Genomic DNA, 15,154 nt, shown 5'->3' with positions numbered 1-15,154 from the left:
GCGGTTGCCGTGCTCGTCAGTAGGCCAGGCTTCGGTCGACGGCCTCGAGAATGCGGTCGGCGTCTGGAATGAAGCCGTGCTCGAGCTTGGATGGCGGGTAGGGCGTGTCGAACGCGGTCACGCGCAGCACGGGCGCTTCGAGCGAATAGAAGGCACGTTCGGCGACGGTGGCGGCGATCTCGGATGCGACACTCACGAACCCGGGTGCCTCCTGCCCCACGACGAGACGCCCCGTCTTGCGAACGGATTCGAGCACGGGGCCGAAGTCGAGGGGTGAGATGGAGCGAAGGTCGATGACCTCGGCGCTCGTTCCCTCGGCGGCGGCGAGGTCGGCGGCCCGCAGCAGCGTGTCGACCATGGCGCCGTAGCCCACGAGGGTGACGTCGGTGCCCTCGCGTGCGATGCGACTGGTGTGCAGCGGCGCGGCGGGAACCGTGGTGTCGACCTCGCCCTTCGTGAAGTAGCGGCTCTTCGGCTCGAAGAAGATGACGGGGTCGTTCGAGCGGATCGCGTCCTGGATCATCCAGTAGGCGTCGTTCGGCGTGGCCGGGGCGACCACGCGCAGCCCGGGGGTGTGTGCGAAGTACGCCTCGGGGCTCTCGGAGTGGTGCTCGATGGAGCCGATCGAACCGCCGAACGGAATGCGGATCACGATGGGCATGGTGACGCCGCCCTCGTGCCGGTTGCGCATGCGGGCGAGCTGGGTGGTGATCTGGTCGAACGCCGGGAACACGAAGCCGTCGAACTGGATCTCGCACACCGGGCGGAACCCGCGCATCGCCAGGCCGATCGCGGTGCCGACGATGCCGGATTCTGCCAGGGGCGTGTCGAACACGCGCTTGTCGCCGAATTCGGCCTGCAGCCCCTCGGTGATGCGGTAGACGCCGCCGAGTGGGCCGATGTCCTCGCCCATGAGCAGCACGTGGTCGTCGGCGGCGAGCGCCGCGCGCATTCCCGCGTTGAGTGCCTTGCCGAATGGCATGGTGAGGCGGGTCGGCGGGTCGGACTGTGCCGGCGCGGCAGGCTCGGCCGAGGGTTGCTGCTGCCCGGCCGGCGGCTCCTGCTCAGCCGCTGGTTGCTGCTGCCCGGCCGGCGGCTGCGACTCGACGGCCAGTCCGCGCGTCTCGTCCGTCTGAATCATGCCTGCTCCCCGAATGACTCCTCGTAGCGTGCCAGCCACTCCTGCTGCTCCTCCACAAGCGGATGCGGCTCGGCATACACGTTCTCGAACATGCGCCCGACGCTCGGCGGTCCGAGCTGAAGCACCCGGCGGCGGGCGTCGTCGGCGATGTCGGCCGCCTCCTGGTCAACCGCGTCGAGGAACTCCTGCTCCACGCCCAGCGTGCGCAGGTGCGCGACGAACCGCACGATCGGGTCACGCTGCACCCAGGAGGCGAGTTCGTCGTCGGTGCGGTACTTGGTGGGGTCGTCGGCGGTGGTGTGTGCGCCGACGCGGTAGGTGAGCGCTTCGATCAGCGCGGGGCCGTGCCCGGCGCGCGCGTCGTCGAGCCACTTCGCCGTGACGGCGTAGCTCGCGAGCACGTCGTTGCCGTCAACGCGCGTGCCCGGAACGCCGAAGCCGCTGCCGCGCAGGTACAGGGGCGTGCGCGACTGCCGCGCCACGGGCACCGAGATGGCCCAGTGATTGTTCTGCAGGAAGAACACCTGCGGCGTCTGGTAGCTCGCGGCGAACACGAGCGACTCGCTTGTGTCGCCCTGGGACGAGGCGCCGTCTCCGAAGTAGACGAGCACCGCGGCATCCGTCTCGGGGTTGCCTGTTCCGCTCGAACCGTCGAGCTGCATGCCCATGGCGTACCCGGTCGCGTGCAGGGTCTGCGAGGCGAGCACGAGCGTGTAGAGGTGGAAGTTTCCGTTCTCCTCCGGCACCCAGCCGCCGAGGGTGACGCCGCGCAGCATGCGAAGGATGTCGACCATGTCGAGGCCGCGGATCATGCCGACGGCGTGCTCCCGATACGACGGGAAGATGTGGTCCTGGGGGCGCGCGGCGTACGCGGAGCCGACCTGCGCCGCCTCCTGCCCGTGGCTCGGCACCCACAGGGCGAGCTGACCCTGTCGCTGCAGGTTGGCGGCCTCGGTGTCGAACTGGCGCATGACGACCATGTCGCGGTAGAAGCGCTTGAGATCGTGCTCGCCCAGCGACTCGACGTACGGCAGGTATTCTTCCGCTGAGTCACTCGGCTGCCAGCGCCCGTCCGGTGTCACGAGCTGGACGGTCGGCGTGCTCCCCGGGGAGTCGATGGTGGCAGACACCCATCTAACCTAACCGCTTGCCGGGGTGCCCCTTTGGTAGGCCCCGGACAATCTCCCCTGAAATCTTTAGGAGTTTCTCCACAGACTCGGGCTCGCCGATGCTCACGCGGATGCCGTCGGGGTGGAAGGGGCGCACGCTGATTCCGCCGTCGAAGAACGCGTCGGCAGCGGCATCCGTCGCCTCTCGGGTGGGGAGCCAGACGAAGTTGCCCTGCGCCTCGGGGATCGCCCAGCCCTGGTCGATGAGGGCCGCGCGCGTGCGGTCGCGCTGCAGAGCGATGCGGGCCACGCGTTCCATCAATTCGTCTTCATGCTCGATGGATGCGACGGCCGCCGCCTGCGCGGCGTCCGTCACCGAGAGCGGGATGGCGGCCGAGCGGGCGGCCGCCATGATGCCGGGCTGGCCCACCGCGTAGCCCACGCGCAGCGCCGCCAGACCGTACGCCTTCGAGAACGTGCGCAGAACCACCAGGTTGGGGTATCGCGGCAGCAGGGGCTTGCCGTCAACCGCCTGCGGGTCGGTGACGAACTCGTAGTACGCCTCGTCGAGCAGCACGAGAGTGTCGGATGGCACGGCGGCCATGAACGTCTCGAACTCGTCGCGTGTGACGATCGTGCTCGTGGGGTTGTTGGGGGTGCACACGATGACGACCCGCGTGCGCTCGGTGACGGCGCGTGCCATGGCGGGCAGATTGTGGCGCCCGTCCGGCAGGCAGGGCACCTGAACACTGCGCGCACCCGTCACGGTGACGAGGCCGGGGTATGCCTCGAAGGATCGCCACGCGTAGACCACCTCGTCACCGACGCTGGCCGCCGCGGCGATGAATTGGGCCAGCAGCGAGACGGAGCCGGCGCCGATGTGCACATGGGCGCTCGTCACGCCGAAACGCTCGGCAAGCCTTTCGCGCAGTTCGGGGGCTGCCGCAGCGGGATAGCGATTGAGCGCGGACTGGGCGCGGTAGACCTCGAGCACCGACGGCAACGGAGGGTATGGATTCTCGTTGCTCGACAGCTTGAACCCCGACTCGCCCGCCGTTCTGCCCTGCGCGTACGCGGCCGCCGCGGCGATCTCCGCGCGGATCTTCACGGGCAGCGGTTCGGCTTCACTCACGAGGGTTAACTTACCGGGAGCACCCTGACATAGTGGAGCGATGAGATTCCTCGTGAAGCTGATCATCAACGCCCTCGCGCTGTGGTTCACCACGCTGATCGTCGCCGGGGTCGACGTCAAGGCGTTCAGCCCAGGCGGCGACCTGCAGCTGGTGCTGACGTTTCTGCTGATCGCACTCATCTTCGGCATCGTCAACGGGGTGGTCGGCACGGCGGTGCGGATCGTCGCTTTCCCGCTGTACATCATCACGCTCGGCCTCATCGCCCTGATCATCAATGGTCTGCTCCTGCTGCTCGTCGCGTGGATCAGCTCGCTCATGGGCTTCGGCCTCATCGTCAGCGGCTTCTGGGCCGGCGTGTGGGGCGCGCTCGTTCTCGCGGTCATCAGCTGGCTGATCGGGCTCATCGTGCGACCCCTGGTTCGCCGCTGACCCCGGGCGCGACGCGGTCCGCCCGCCACGAGGAGACGTCGGGCGTCGCCCCGCCCGTGAACGCCGCGAGATGGTCGCGCATGCCCGCGAGCCGAGGATCGCTCGCGCCATCCATCATCGCCGCAGTCTCGCGGTAGTTCGACAGGGCGTGGGCGGGAAGCAGCTCGTCGGCCGGGGGAGGGCTGTCGTCGTAGATGCTGCGGCGCACGAGCACCCGGTCGAGGCCGCCGTGCGCAGCATCCCTCGGTTCGCCTCCCAGGTGCGGAATCAGGTCCTCCTTCACCTCGACCGCCACGTTCGGCACCTCGGCGGGCACGTCCATCTGCCCTGTCGGCGAGCCGAAGGTGACGAGCCCGCCGTTGGTGAAGCCACCCTGACGCACGACGTCGGTCGCCACGATGCCGCCCTGCGAGTAGCCCACGGCGAACACCTTGTCGCCCGGCTTCGCGCCGGCATCCCGCATGGCGTCGAGCGTCGCCCGCACCGACCCGGGGTCGAGCTGTGCGACGCCCTGCACGTTCGCCGTGTCGTCCCACGGCTCACCCGCAGCGACGAACCCCGTGTCGACGGTGCCGCCCACATAGACCACCCAGCGCGGGCGATCTTCCCCCGGCACCGCGTAGCTCTCGAGGCGGACCTGCGGCTTGCCTTCGGCGCTCTTCGGGATGCGTTCGGCCAGGTCTTCGAAGCCGGCCGGCGCCGCCGCCGCACGGCTCGCGTTCTTCCCGTTCCAGCGATGCACGCTGACGGCCGTCTCCTTCAGCAGGGTCGGGCCGGCGAGCGCGATGAGAGTTCGACCCGCGCCGCGCAGCCCGAACCAGCCCGTCTTGTCGTCGTCGAGCGCCCTCACAATGGGCAGCGGCACGTGGGCTGAGCCCAGCATGACATTGTCGGACGCCGAGATGGCTCGCCCGACGAGCGAGACGAACCGCGGGTCGCTCAGCAGCCCACTGCTGCGAACGCGTTTGCCCAGTTGGGCGAAGCTGGCGTTCGCCGAGCCGGTGAACCAGGCGGAGACGCCGAAGCCGACCGCGCCCGTGAGCGCCGTGGCCGTGATGATGAGGATGGTCGCCGGGGAGGCAAGAGACATGCCGATCAGCCACCCGAGCAGCCCGTCGGCCTCGCCCGCGAGGTGCTTCGCCGTGCGTTCGGCCCGGCCGTAGTTCTCAGCCGATTGCGTCACCGCACGTGACAGTGTGCCCGCGCTGGCACCGGCCTGCCGGAGGAGCGAGACCGCGGCGTGCGCGCGCGTGGCCGCGTCGTCACGGCGCAGGCTCCAGAACGCTGAGCCGGATGCGGGCGCCTCGAGCGCGAGCGTCTGTGCCGACAGCCGCCTGCCCCACCCCTCGGCGTTCGTCGCGAGCGCCGAGAGCACGCGGGCATGTTCGAGCATCTCGTCGGTTCCGACGGTCGTGAGCCCGCCGCCCGAGAGCACCAGGTCACCCACGGGCGGCTCCGATCATGTCGTTCAGGTGGAGGTCGATGCGTCGGATCGCCGTCTCGGCGCAGGCGATGGCGTCATCGAGTGTGGCGACGGCGTGGCCCAGCAGGTGCCGCAGTTCGCCGAGGCCCCTGGCGTACTCGCGCTGCGCCGTCGACCGCCAGAACGACCCACCGTCGTCTGGCACGCTCGCGCGGCCCGCCTCGACGTCGCCTCGCACCTGCGTCAGAAGCCGGTGCAGCACGCTCAGGCGCTCGCGCTCGGCCTGGGCGGCGCTCGGCAGCCCGCCCGCTTCGGCATCGGTCACTCGTTCCCCCTCCGCTCGTGTGGTTGTGAACCAAGGCTCGCGCCTGTCGGCGCCCGCGCCCCCGCGGCGCCGCGCATCCGGGTACAGGGCCAGAGAAGGGCCGGCTGTGCAGGAGCAGCACGGTCGTGCCGGCGGAATGCACCAGAATGGGGGCATGACCTTCGCGCCAGAGCCCGCGCCGTTCCGCGTGTGCTTCGTGTGCACGGGCAACATCTGCCGCTCGCCCATGGCCGAGGTCGTACTGCGGCAGCTGGCCGCGGCCGCCGGCCTCGGCGACAGCCTCGAGGTCAGCTCGGCGGGCACGGGGGAGTGGCACGTCGGCGAAGGGGCAGACCCGCGTACGGTCGTCGCGCTCGCGGCGCGAGGCTACGACGGCAGCCGCCACCGAGCCAGGCAGTTCGAGGTCGACTCGTTCGAGCGCCTCGACCTCATCGTCGCCCTCGACCGAAGCCACGAACGCATCCTGACGTCGTGGGCCCCCACCGAGCTCGACCGCAGCAAGGTGCAGCTCATGCTGAGCTTCGATCCGCAGACGGCCGGGCAGACCGACGTGGCCGACCCTTACTACTCCGACGCGGCCATGTTCGACTCGGTGCTCACGACCATCGAGAGCGCCTGCCAGGCCCTGTTCGCCCAGCTCGAGCCGGCCCTTCGTGCGGCGTCGGCAACGCGCATCCGCTCGACGAATTCCTCAAGAACGCCAGAGAAGGGCCGAACGACATGACCTCCCTGCCCCCGCAGCCGCTGAGCCCGCTCGACGGGCGGTACCGCGCAGCCGTCACCGAGCTGGGCGACCACCTCTCGGAGGCAGGGCTCAACCGCGCGCGGGTGCACGTCGAGGTGGAGTGGCTCATCTACCTCACGGGCCACCGCATGTTCGGCGCGGCGCCGCTCACCGACGAGCAGACCGCGAGCCTGCGTGCGCTTGCCGCCGAGTTCGGGCAGGCCGAGATCGACGAGCTGGCCAAGCTTGAGGCGGTCACGCGTCACGACGTGAAGGCCGTCGAGTACCTCGTGCGCTCGCGCCTCGACGCCCTCGGCCTCGGCCACATTGCCGAGCTCACGCACTTCGCCGCCACGAGCGAAGACATCAACAACCTCTCCTACGCCCTCACCGTGCGGGCGGCCGTGACCGAGGTGTGGCTGCCCGCCCTCGACGCCGTCATGCAGGCGCTGCGCGCCACTGCCGTCGACTACCGAGCGGATGCGATGCTCGCGCGCACCCACGGTCAGCCTGCTACCCCGACCACCATGGGCAAGGAGCTCGCGGTGTTCGTGCACCGGCTCGAGCGCATCCGCCGCCAGGTCGTCGAGACCGAGTACCTGGGCAAGTTCAGCGGCGCGACGGCCACGTTCGCCGCGCACCTCGCCGCCGATCCGAGCGCCGACTGGCCGGCGATCTCACGCGAGTTCGTCACCTCGCTCGGCCTCACCTGGAACCCACTCACGACCCAGATCGAGTCGCATGACTGGCAGTCCGAGCTGTACGGCCGCGTCGCGCACGCGAACCGGGTGCTGCACAACCTCGCTACCGACGCGTGGACGTACATCTCGCTCGGGTACTTTCGGCAGATCCCGCAGGCGGGCGCGACCGGCTCGTCGACCATGCCGCACAAGATCAACCCGATTCGGTTCGAGAACGCCGAGGCCAACCTCGAGCTCAGCTGTGCCGTGCTCGACTCGCTCGCGGCCACGCTCGTGACGAGCCGGCTGCAGCGCGACCTCACCGACTCCACGACGCAGCGCAACATCGGCGTGGGTCTCGGCCACTCGCTGCTCGCGCTCGACAACCTGCGGCGCGGTCTCGGCGAGATCTCGCTCGACCGGCAGGCGCTCGCGGCCGACCTCGACGCGAACTGGGAGGTTCTGGCCGAGGCGATCCAGACGGTGATCCGGGCGGAGGTCACGGCGGGGCGCTCGTCGATCAGCGACCCGTACGCGCTGCTGAAAGAGCTGACGCGGGGCAAGCGCATCGGGCAGACCGAGCTGGCCGCGTTCGTCGACGGCCTCGACATCGGCGCCGAAGCCAAGGAGCGCCTGCGTTCGCTCACGCCCGCCGGGTATGTGGGGCTCGCCGCGTCACTCGTCGACTACCTCGGCTGAGGCTTCGCCGGCCTCACGCGACGCCGGCCGCTTGACCCGGGCCCAGCCGACCCTACTTGCCCTCGTCCTGCTGGCGCAGGTCTTCCTCTTCTTCCGGCTTCGACTTGAAGCTCAGCGAGAACATCGCGAGCACCACCAGGCACACGATGAAGACGACGCCGAGCGAGATGCCTGCAAGCAGGAACTCGCGAGTGGCGATGAGCACCACGAGACCGACGAACACGGCAAGAATGCCGGAGAAAATGAGCAGCTCGGCGGGGCGCAGCCGGTCTTTTCTGCTCGGTTCGTAGCTCATGCCGGGCAGGGGCATCGGCGTCACCGGCTCACGCTCGTCGCGGTTCTTGTCGTTGCTCATGCCCTGTCCTCCACGTTTGACTGCCCCACGCTCGGCGGCACCGCGCTCGGCTGCGGCTCGCTCGGCTGCGATTCGCCCGAGCGCGGTTCACCCGGGCCGGGGTCGGCGGCGCGGAGCGCTGCCGCATCCGCACTCTGTGTGCCCCACTTGAGCGAGAAGCCGCCGATGGCGAGGTACACGCACACGATGGCGCAGTATGCGCCGAACGCGCCGACGAGAATGACCGACGAGGTGAGGCTGCGGTCGACGCCGTCGGGGCCCCGGAAGTGCTGGGCGATGTCCGGCGGCACGACGAGGAAGACGATGGCGAGGATGGCGGTGAGCCCTCCCATGGTGAGCCAGTCGCGCGCGGCGGCGTGGCGGCGGCGAGCGCGCAGGCCCGCGTAGAGCTCGATGAACCCGGTGATCGCGGCCCACGCGCTGACGATCGCGAGGAACCAGCCGAGGCCGCCCTGCTGCAGCAGGAGGGCCAGGGCGCCGAGGAGCACGCTCACGATGCCGGAGACGGCGAACAGGGTACGCAGCACGCCCTTGGCCAGCACAGCCCAACAGACCAGCGCGACCGTAAGGCCCGTGAGAATGGCGAAGCCGCCGAACACGACGAGGCCCAGGCGGGCGGAATGGTCGGCCGCGAACGTGATGATCGCGGCGGCGACGAGCGCCACGAGGGCCCGACCGAGCGCGACGATCCAGTAGCGATCGTGAACGGTGGGGGCGGCAGCCACGCGGCGACCTCTTTCATGTGCGAGGGGAACCGCTCCAGTTTAGACGCGCGACCTGAGTGTCCGAGCCGAGCTCACGAGGCGTCGCTAAGCTCGAGAACCAGCCAGTGTCGGCGTCGGCTCCCCGGCGGCGGTGCCGACATCGAGGGAGGTCCGCATGCCCGAGAACGGCCCGTTCGACCCGCGCTACAGCCCGGAGTTCCAGCGCGGTTACGACCCGAAGAAGCACGGCGGTGAGGCAGTAAGACGAGCGGATGCTGCGCACGCTCCCGCCCCTGCGCCTGCGCCTGCGCCCGCCGCCGCCCGCAGGGTGCCCCCCGCACCGCCTGAGCCGATCGGGCCGCCTGCGCCGCTCGGGCCGCCTGCGCCTCAGGCGGCCGACGAGGCTGCCGCGGCCCCGCGGGCCGCTGCCGTGCCCGCACCCGCGCCCGCTTCCGTTGACGACGTGGGCGAGGGCGGCTCGCCGGCATCCGCTGTTCCTGGGCGTTCGGTTACGTGGCGCAACCCATACGTGATCGTGCTGCTCGTGCTCGGCGTGCTGCTGACCGCCAGCGGAGTGCAGCTCTACTACACGTCCACCCAGATGATGTTCGGATTCACGACCTCGTCGTATATGAGTTCGCGTGACCTCGTCACGCCGCAGGTGCTCTGGGGCCTCGCGCCCGTGATGTTGACGTGCGGCGTGCTGACTCTGGTTGGCACTGCCTTCCTTGCGGCGTCACAGTGGCGGTCTCGTCGAACGGGCGCGCGCGCCGCGGACGACGCGAGGGCAGCGACGAGTGCCGACGGCGGTCGCGACCACGGAAGCTGGGCCTGGTGACCCGTCGGCTCAGGCTCCTGGGGCTGCTCGGCGTCGTTGTGATGCTGCTCGGCGTGGGGTGTCTTGCCGTCGACGCGCAGCAGCGCATCCGCGACTCGGCTGTCACCATCTCGGTCAAGCACGGGGCGACGGTCAGCGCGGATCGACTGCACGAGATCCGGCAGGGGGTGCAGCAGCGTCGCGTAATTTCTGCCGTGACCCTCGGCTCACCGACACGACCGCAGCACTGGATCGATTTCACTGAGGGCCCGGATGGGTCGTTCTCGTACTCGTCTTCACAGTCTGACGGGCCCATGCTGATTCTGCCTGGGCCCTCCGCGCGACTCATCAGCCCGGCGGCGCTGCCCTTCACCCTCGGTCTCGGTGTCGTCATCGTGACGCTCTTCATTACAGCGGCACGCTGGCGCCCTCGCGAGCGCGCTCATGGGGTGATCGGCTGACGGCGCGGCCCTTGGTCTCTCAGTGCTCCTCGCATTCGCTTCACGCCGCTTGTATTCGTTGGGGTACTGAGGATATGCTCGCCCTGCGCCCGACCGGCGCGACGATCGAGGGAGATCAGGCATGCAGTTCTATCGAGAGGGCTACCGCCCCGGCGACCCCGACATTCAGCCGCCGACGGGCCAGGCCCTGCATCGCACGACCGAGCTCCCCGCCGAGGTCGACGTACTCATCGTCGGCACCGGGCCCGCGGGCACCGTTCTCGGCGCCCAGCTCGCCGCCTTCCCGTCGATCAACACGCGCATCGTCGAGCGCCGTGCCGGCCCCCTTCAGCTCGGCCACGCGGATGGCGTCGCCTGCCGCACCGTCGAGATGTTCCAGGCTTTCGGCCTCGCCGACGCCCTGCTGCGCGAGGCGTATTGGGTGAACGAGGTGCGCTTCTGGGGGCCCGCGGCAGCCGATCGCTCCACCATCGAACGCACTGGCTGGGTGCAGGACACGCCGGATGGTCTCAGCGAGTTCCCGCACGTCATCGTGAACCAGGCGCGCATGCAGCAGTACCTGCTGAACCACATGGCCGCCTCGTCGAGCAAGCTCGAGCCCGACTACGGCATCGAGTTCGTCACCCTCACGGTCGGTACCGGCGCTTTCCCGGTCGAGGTCACGCTGCGGCACATCGCGGGGCAGCGGGCGGGCGAGGAGTTCACGGTACGAGCCAAATATGTCGTGGGATGCGATGGCGCGCGCAGCAATGTGCGCCGCGCCATCGGCCGAGACCTGAGCGGCGATGCCGCCAACCATGCGTGGGGGGTGATGGACATTCTCGCGACCACCGACTTCCCCGATTGGCGCACGAAGAACGTGATCCAGTCCGCCGGCAAGGGCAGTCTGCTCACCATCCCGCGTGAGGGCGGCAACCTGGTGCGCTGCTACGTCGACCTTGGCGAGGTGGCCGAGGGCGACACGCGGGTCCGCAGCACCGGCGTCGACGAGCTCACCGCGGTCGCCAACGCCATCCTGCACCCGTACTCGATCACGGTGAAATCGGTCGCCTGGTCGTCGGTGTACGAGGTCGGTCAGCGGCTCACCGACGGGTTCGACGACGTGGCCGGCCGCGACGGCGGCGGTCGGTCGCCGCGCGTCTTCATTGCCGGCGATGCGTGCCACACGCACTCGGCGAAGGCCGGCCAGGGCATGAACGTCTCGATGCAGGACGCCTTCAATCTGGGCTGGAAGCTCGCGGCGGTGCTGGAAGGGCGATCGGATGCCGCGTTGTTGCACTCGTACTCGGCCGAGCGTCAGGCGGTCGCCCAGGACCTGATCGATTTCGACCGGTTCTGGTCGGCATTCATCGCGCAGCCGGCGTTCGACCCCGAGCATCCGGAACTCGGCGGCGTCACCGCCCAGGCGATGCAGGCTGAATTCGCGCGCCAGGGCCGGTACACGGCGGGTCTCGCGACCGCGTACAGCGAGTCGGCGCTCACGGGCCACGCGGGGTACCAGGATTTGGCCGCGGGCTTCGAGATCGGAACCCGCTTCCACTCCGCGCCGGCTGTGAGGGTGGCGGACGCCCGGCGCATGCAGCTCGGGCACACGCATCGAGCGGATGGCCGGTGGCGCGTCTATGCGTTCGGCGACCCCGACGGCAGCCAACTGCTCGACCTCGCAGCCTGGCTGAGCGATTCTCCCGCGTCGCCCGTGCAGCGGTTTCGGGGCGAGGGGGCCGACATCGACAGCGTGATCGACGTGCGCGGCGTGTTCCAGAGCCCACATCGCGAGGTGCCCCTGACCACGGTCCCGGAGATCCTGCTGCCGCACTCGGGAACCCTCGCTCTGCAGGACTGGGAGAAGGTGTGGGCGGCCGACGAACAGCGGGACATCTTCGCGGAGCGGGGCGTCAGCCGCGACGGCGCGATCGTCGTCGTGCGGCCGGACCAGTACGTCGCCCACGTTCTGCCGCTCACCGCACGCGCCGAGCTCACGGATTTCTTCGCGGGCTTCCTTCTCGAGACGCGCGCTGGCGTGGAGCAATGACAGCGGATGCCGGCGAGGTCCCCTCGCCGGGGCAGCAGCCCGAGCCCGAGCCCGAGCCCGACCGCCACACCGGCTTCCTCATCCGGCGCGCGCAGCAGCGACACGTCGCGGCGTGGACCCGCATCGTGTCGACGGAGATCTCGAGCGTGCAGTACTCGATCCTCGTCGCGCTCGAGCGGCGGCACGACGCGAGCCAGCGCGAGCTGGGCGACGACGTCGACCTCGACCGTTCGACCGTCGCCGATCTCGTGGCCCGCATGGAGCGCCGTGGCCTGATCGAGCGGCGCCGCGACCCCGCCGACCGGCGGCGCAACACCCTCACACTCACCGAGCACGGTCTCGCCGAGCGGCACCGCCTGTGGCCCCTGGTCGAGCAGGTGCAGCGCGAGCTGACCGGCTCGCTCAGCGCCGAGAGCCTCCACGCGCTGCGCGACGCCCTGCGCCAGCTGCTCAGCGACCGACCCTGATCGTCGCTGACACGGCGGCACGCCTGGCTCAGGTCTGCAGCTGAGCCAGACCACGCACTCAGGCGGATGGCTCGGCGAGGCCAGTGTCGTAGGCGAAGATCACCGCCTGCACGCGATCCCGTGCTCCGATCTTGGCGAGAACCTTGCCCACGTGGGTCTTCACGGTCTGTTCGACGATGAACAGAGCCTCCGCGATTTCGCTGTTCGAGAGCCCTTTGCCGAGCAGCACCAGCACCTCACGTTCCCGCTCGGTGAGGTCGGAGAGCACGGCTGCGGACCGCGGCGCCCGTGGCTTCTGTGCGGCGAATTGCGCGATCATCCGCCGCGTGATGTTCGGGGAGAGCAGGGCGTCACCGGCCGCGACAACGCGCACTGCGTGCACGAGTTCCTCAGGCAGTGCGTCTTTGAGCAGGAACCCGCTCGCCCCCGCCTGCAGAGCGTCGTAGACGTAGTCGTCGATGTCGAAGGTCGTGAGCATGAGGATCCGCGGCGTATGGGCTGCGGTGCGATCGTTGCCAAGAATGCGCCTGGCCGCCTCGATTCCGTCCAGCTCCGGCATCCGTACGTCCATGAGAATCACGTCGGGGTCCAGACGAGCGGATGCTGCCACAGCCTCCACTCCGGTCGCGGACTGTCCGACGACGCGAATGCCCTCGTGCGCGTTCAGTAGCGCCGCGAAACCGGCGCGCACCATCGCCTGGTCGTCGGCGATCAGCACCGTGATGCTCACACGCGCTCCTCGCCGGTACGGCTCCACGGCAGCACCGCGGTGACCGTCCATCCGCCCGCCGGGTCCGGGCCTGTGGTCAGACTACCGTCCAGCAGCGCGACCCGCTCCTGCATCCCGCGCAGACCGTGTCCGGCACCGACGGGAGCGAAGGGCGCGGCGCCCGGCGATGCAGACGCCTGACCGGTGGCGGCATCGTTGTGCACTCGGATCGACACGGCCGCGCCATCCGTCGTCAATTCGATAGCGATCCCAGACCCGGGCGCGTGTCGAACGGCATTGCTGAGCGCCTCCTGCACGATGCGGAAGGCGGTGATCTGCACGCTGGGTGGCGGCCCGATCGGCGGTGAGGTGAGGGAGAGCACCACATCGGCGCCGGCACGGCGGATGCTCGAGACAAGCCCCGGGATGTCGGCGATGCCCTGCTGCGGCGCGAGCTGCGGCGCCTGATCCTCGGTACGCAGCACGCCGAGAAGACGGCGCATCTCGGTGAGCGAACCCCGGGCGATACCGGCAATGTCCTCGAACTCCGCTTCAACCTGCTCCGGCAGCCCCGGGATGCGGTAGCGGGCGGTCGACGCCTGCACCTGGATGAGAGACATGCTGTGCGCGATGACGTCGTGGAGTTCGCGGGCGATCCGAGCGCGTTCCTCGACGAGTTCCCGACGAGACTGCTCCAGCGCGGTCAGTTCGCGTTCCTTGCTGAGCTGCTCGCCGACACGGATGCGCCCGGCCACGAGCACCGCGACGAGGAAGGCGCCGCTCGCGATCGATGCCGTCACGATGAGATCCGCGCCCGCCGCGCCGCCGGTGGCCGCACGCGTGACGATCAGCGGCGCCACGAGCGAACCGGCCACGCTCAGCACCAGGGGGATGATCCCGATCCGCCAGCCGTGAAGCACCGTGATCACGATCACGAAAATCGCGAACGCAATGAGCGCGGGCACCGACCACGGCCACGGCCAGGAGGCGGACCGTTCCGGCGATACCACCAGAGGAAGGGTGAACGCCGTGACGAACACCACGAGGATGGCAATGCGCGGGTGAGAGATCGACAGAAGCGGAGCGACACACAGTCCCGCTCCGAGGAGCATCGCGACCGGAAGCACCGTGCCGTAGTTCGCCGCGTGGATCGGCACAAGCACGGCGTAGAGAGCCACCGCCACGATGGCCAGCGCAATCAGAACCAGGGTCCGGCGATTCGGCGACCGCCTCAGCCCCTTGATCTGCGTCATCCTGCCAGTCTCGCCGATTCGCGCGCCCGCGGCTGTCGTCCCGCGTGCGGGACCGCCCTCATGGGGCAGGGCTCCGCGCTCGAGGCCGCCGCCGCGCGTCGACGCCGGGCAGCGGCGGCCCGGTCCAGCACCAGGCCGATCACGAGGGCGACGACGACTCCGATCACCGCGCCGAGCAGTGGCTGATCTCCCAGCCACTTGCCGGCGAGGATGCCGATGGTGGCGCTGTACGCTGCCCAGGTCGCGCCCGCGATGGCGCTGAGTGGCAGGAAGCGCCGCCACGAGAATCCGAGCGCGCCGGCCGAGATGTTGACCGCCACTCGCCCGACCGGAATGAACCGGGCGCCGAGGATGAGCGGGGCCGCCCGATGCTCAAGGCTGAGCTGTGCCCGGCCGAACGCCGCTGCGATCCGCGGGCGGCGCATCCAGCGAAAGCGCGTTGAGCCAGCCACCCGCCCGATCCCGAAAGCCAGGTTGTCGCCGATCGTGGCGCCGGTCGCCGCGACCATGCACAGCAGCAGCACGGTGGGGAAGGCACCTGCGGCGGCCGCCACCGCTGCGGCCGCGACCAGCACGGTCTCGCTGGGGATCGGCGGGAAGAAGCCGTCGACGATGGCCGTCGCGAACATGACGAGGAGCAGCCACGGGGAAGCCGCGGCCTGAAGGATGAAGTCGTTGATTACGTCCACATCT

At 69.8% G+C, this 15,154-nt stretch carries 17 protein-coding genes; 7 read left to right on the top strand and 10 right to left on the bottom strand.

The features are described 5' to 3' along the window. Positions 1 to 16 precede the first annotated feature (16 nt). From OSC27_RS10990 to OSC27_RS10980, 3 genes are all read right to left on the bottom strand, one after another. On the bottom strand, positions 17 to 982 hold the full coding sequence (locus tag OSC27_RS10990) for an alpha-ketoacid dehydrogenase subunit beta (RefSeq protein WP_267181735.1): 966 nt from the start codon (positions 980 to 982) through the stop codon (positions 17 to 19). Positions 983 to 1,137: 155 nt separating this feature from the next. Next, positions 1,138 to 2,271, bottom strand: coding sequence for a thiamine pyrophosphate-dependent dehydrogenase E1 component subunit alpha (locus tag OSC27_RS10985; protein WP_267181495.1), 1,134 nt, complete (start codon positions 2,269 to 2,271; stop codon positions 1,138 to 1,140). 4 nt (positions 2,272 to 2,275) lie between these two features. After that, positions 2,276 to 3,382, bottom strand: coding sequence for a histidinol-phosphate transaminase (locus OSC27_RS10980; protein ID WP_267181494.1), 1,107 nt, complete (start codon positions 3,380 to 3,382; stop codon positions 2,276 to 2,278). A 40-nt stretch (positions 3,383 to 3,422) separates the two neighbouring features. Between OSC27_RS10980 and OSC27_RS10975 the strand changes: the two genes are divergently transcribed. After that, entirely contained in the window at positions 3,423 to 3,812 is a 390-nt protein-coding gene (locus OSC27_RS10975; protein ID WP_267181493.1) for a phage holin family protein, read from the top strand. Here OSC27_RS10975 and OSC27_RS10970 read toward each other — a convergent pair. Next, on the bottom strand, positions 3,784 to 5,259 hold the full coding sequence (locus OSC27_RS10970) for a hypothetical protein (RefSeq protein WP_267181492.1): 1,476 nt from the start codon (positions 5,257 to 5,259) through the stop codon (positions 3,784 to 3,786). The two genes, OSC27_RS10975 and OSC27_RS10970, sit on opposite strands and share 29 nt — an antisense overlap. After that, positions 5,252 to 5,560 (bottom strand): hypothetical protein, encoded by a 309-nt coding sequence (locus tag OSC27_RS10965; protein ID WP_267181491.1) that lies wholly within the window; start codon positions 5,558 to 5,560, stop codon positions 5,252 to 5,254. Before OSC27_RS10965 ends, OSC27_RS10970 begins: the two co-directional genes overlap by 8 nt. Positions 5,561 to 5,714: 154 nt before the next feature. Here OSC27_RS10965 and OSC27_RS10960 point away from each other — a divergent pair, with 154 nt between their 5' ends. Together OSC27_RS10960 and purB are read left to right on the top strand one after the other, a co-directional pair. Further along, complete coding sequence (locus OSC27_RS10960; RefSeq protein ID WP_267181490.1) at positions 5,715 to 6,284, top strand: low molecular weight protein-tyrosine-phosphatase; 570 nt, start codon at positions 5,715 to 5,717, stop codon at positions 6,282 to 6,284. Then, positions 6,281 to 7,663, top strand: a complete 1,383-nt coding sequence (purB, locus tag OSC27_RS10955) for an adenylosuccinate lyase (RefSeq protein WP_267181489.1) — start codon at positions 6,281 to 6,283, stop codon at positions 7,661 to 7,663. The genes OSC27_RS10960 and purB overlap by 4 nt, the downstream gene beginning before the upstream one ends. 52 nt (positions 7,664 to 7,715) lie before the next feature. Here the strand turns inward: purB and OSC27_RS10950 are convergent, their stop codons facing one another. Together OSC27_RS10950 and OSC27_RS10945 are read right to left on the bottom strand one after the other, a co-directional pair. After that, positions 7,716 to 8,018, bottom strand: a complete 303-nt coding sequence (locus OSC27_RS10950; RefSeq protein WP_267181488.1) for a hypothetical protein — start codon at positions 8,016 to 8,018, stop codon at positions 7,716 to 7,718. Further along, positions 8,015 to 8,743, bottom strand: a complete 729-nt coding sequence (locus tag OSC27_RS10945; RefSeq protein WP_267181487.1) for a DUF308 domain-containing protein — start codon at positions 8,741 to 8,743, stop codon at positions 8,015 to 8,017. The genes OSC27_RS10950 and OSC27_RS10945 overlap by 4 nt, the downstream gene beginning before the upstream one ends. Before the next feature lie 154 nt (positions 8,744 to 8,897). Between OSC27_RS10945 and OSC27_RS10940 the strand changes: the two genes are divergently transcribed. From OSC27_RS10940 to OSC27_RS10925, 4 genes are all read left to right on the top strand, one after another. Continuing rightward, positions 8,898 to 9,560 carry a hypothetical protein gene (locus OSC27_RS10940; RefSeq protein WP_267181486.1) on the top strand — a complete coding sequence of 221 codons (663 nt, stop codon included), beginning with the start codon at positions 8,898 to 8,900 and terminating at the stop codon, positions 9,558 to 9,560. Further along, on the top strand, positions 9,557 to 10,000 hold the full coding sequence (locus OSC27_RS10935; RefSeq protein ID WP_267181485.1) for a hypothetical protein: 444 nt from the start codon (positions 9,557 to 9,559) through the stop codon (positions 9,998 to 10,000). Before OSC27_RS10940 ends, OSC27_RS10935 begins: the two co-directional genes overlap by 4 nt. Positions 10,001 to 10,121: 121 nt before the next feature. Then, positions 10,122 to 12,032: an FAD-dependent monooxygenase gene (locus OSC27_RS10930; RefSeq protein WP_267181484.1), complete on the top strand. Its 1,911-nt coding sequence runs from the start codon at positions 10,122 to 10,124 to the stop codon at positions 12,030 to 12,032. Further along, on the top strand, positions 12,029 to 12,499 hold the full coding sequence (locus OSC27_RS10925) for a MarR family winged helix-turn-helix transcriptional regulator (RefSeq protein WP_267181483.1): 471 nt from the start codon (positions 12,029 to 12,031) through the stop codon (positions 12,497 to 12,499). The genes OSC27_RS10930 and OSC27_RS10925 overlap by 4 nt, the downstream gene beginning before the upstream one ends. 58 nt (positions 12,500 to 12,557) lie before the next feature. Here the strand turns inward: OSC27_RS10925 and OSC27_RS10920 are convergent, their stop codons facing one another. The 3 genes from OSC27_RS10920 to OSC27_RS10910 are packed head-to-tail and all read right to left on the bottom strand — an operon-like array spanning position 12,558 to position 15,150. Continuing rightward, positions 12,558 to 13,229: a response regulator gene (locus OSC27_RS10920; protein ID WP_267181482.1), complete on the bottom strand. Its 672-nt coding sequence runs from the start codon at positions 13,227 to 13,229 to the stop codon at positions 12,558 to 12,560. Next, positions 13,226 to 14,461 carry a sensor histidine kinase gene (locus OSC27_RS10915; protein WP_267181481.1) on the bottom strand — a complete coding sequence of 412 codons (1,236 nt, stop codon included), beginning with the start codon at positions 14,459 to 14,461 and terminating at the stop codon, positions 13,226 to 13,228. The genes OSC27_RS10920 and OSC27_RS10915 overlap by 4 nt, the downstream gene beginning before the upstream one ends. Continuing rightward, a complete protein-coding gene (locus OSC27_RS10910; protein WP_267181480.1) occupies positions 14,458 to 15,150 on the bottom strand; it encodes a DedA family protein in 693 nt (230 codons plus the stop codon). The genes OSC27_RS10915 and OSC27_RS10910 overlap by 4 nt, the downstream gene beginning before the upstream one ends. Positions 15,151 to 15,154 lie beyond the last annotated feature (4 nt).

Source organism: Microbacterium sp. STN6 (assembly GCF_026410545.1).
Taxonomy (GTDB): domain Bacteria; phylum Actinomycetota; class Actinomycetes; order Actinomycetales; family Microbacteriaceae; genus Root112D2.
This window is presented reverse-complemented; position numbering and strand designations above follow the sequence as displayed.

Excerpts from the sequence above, each read along its gene's own strand:
- OSC27_RS10990 (WP_267181735.1), bottom strand. The coding sequence starts at position 982 with ATGCCATTCGGCAAGGCACTCAACGCGGGAATGCGCGCGGCGCTCGCC.
- OSC27_RS10975 (WP_267181493.1), top strand. The coding sequence starts at position 3,423 with ATGAGATTCCTCGTGAAGCTGATCATCAACGCCCTCGCGCTGTGGTTC.
- OSC27_RS10960 (WP_267181490.1), top strand. The coding sequence starts at position 5,715 with ATGACCTTCGCGCCAGAGCCCGCGCCGTTCCGCGTGTGCTTCGTGTGC.
- purB (WP_267181489.1), top strand. The coding sequence starts at position 6,281 with ATGACCTCCCTGCCCCCGCAGCCGCTGAGCCCGCTCGACGGGCGGTAC.
- OSC27_RS10950 (WP_267181488.1), bottom strand. The coding sequence starts at position 8,018 with ATGAGCAACGACAAGAACCGCGACGAGCGTGAGCCGGTGACGCCGATG.
- OSC27_RS10940 (WP_267181486.1), top strand. The coding sequence starts at position 8,898 with ATGCCCGAGAACGGCCCGTTCGACCCGCGCTACAGCCCGGAGTTCCAG.
- OSC27_RS10930 (WP_267181484.1), top strand. The coding sequence starts at position 10,122 with ATGCAGTTCTATCGAGAGGGCTACCGCCCCGGCGACCCCGACATTCAG.
- OSC27_RS10925 (WP_267181483.1), top strand. The coding sequence starts at position 12,029 with ATGACAGCGGATGCCGGCGAGGTCCCCTCGCCGGGGCAGCAGCCCGAG.
- OSC27_RS10915 (WP_267181481.1), bottom strand. The coding sequence starts at position 14,461 with ATGACGCAGATCAAGGGGCTGAGGCGGTCGCCGAATCGCCGGACCCTG.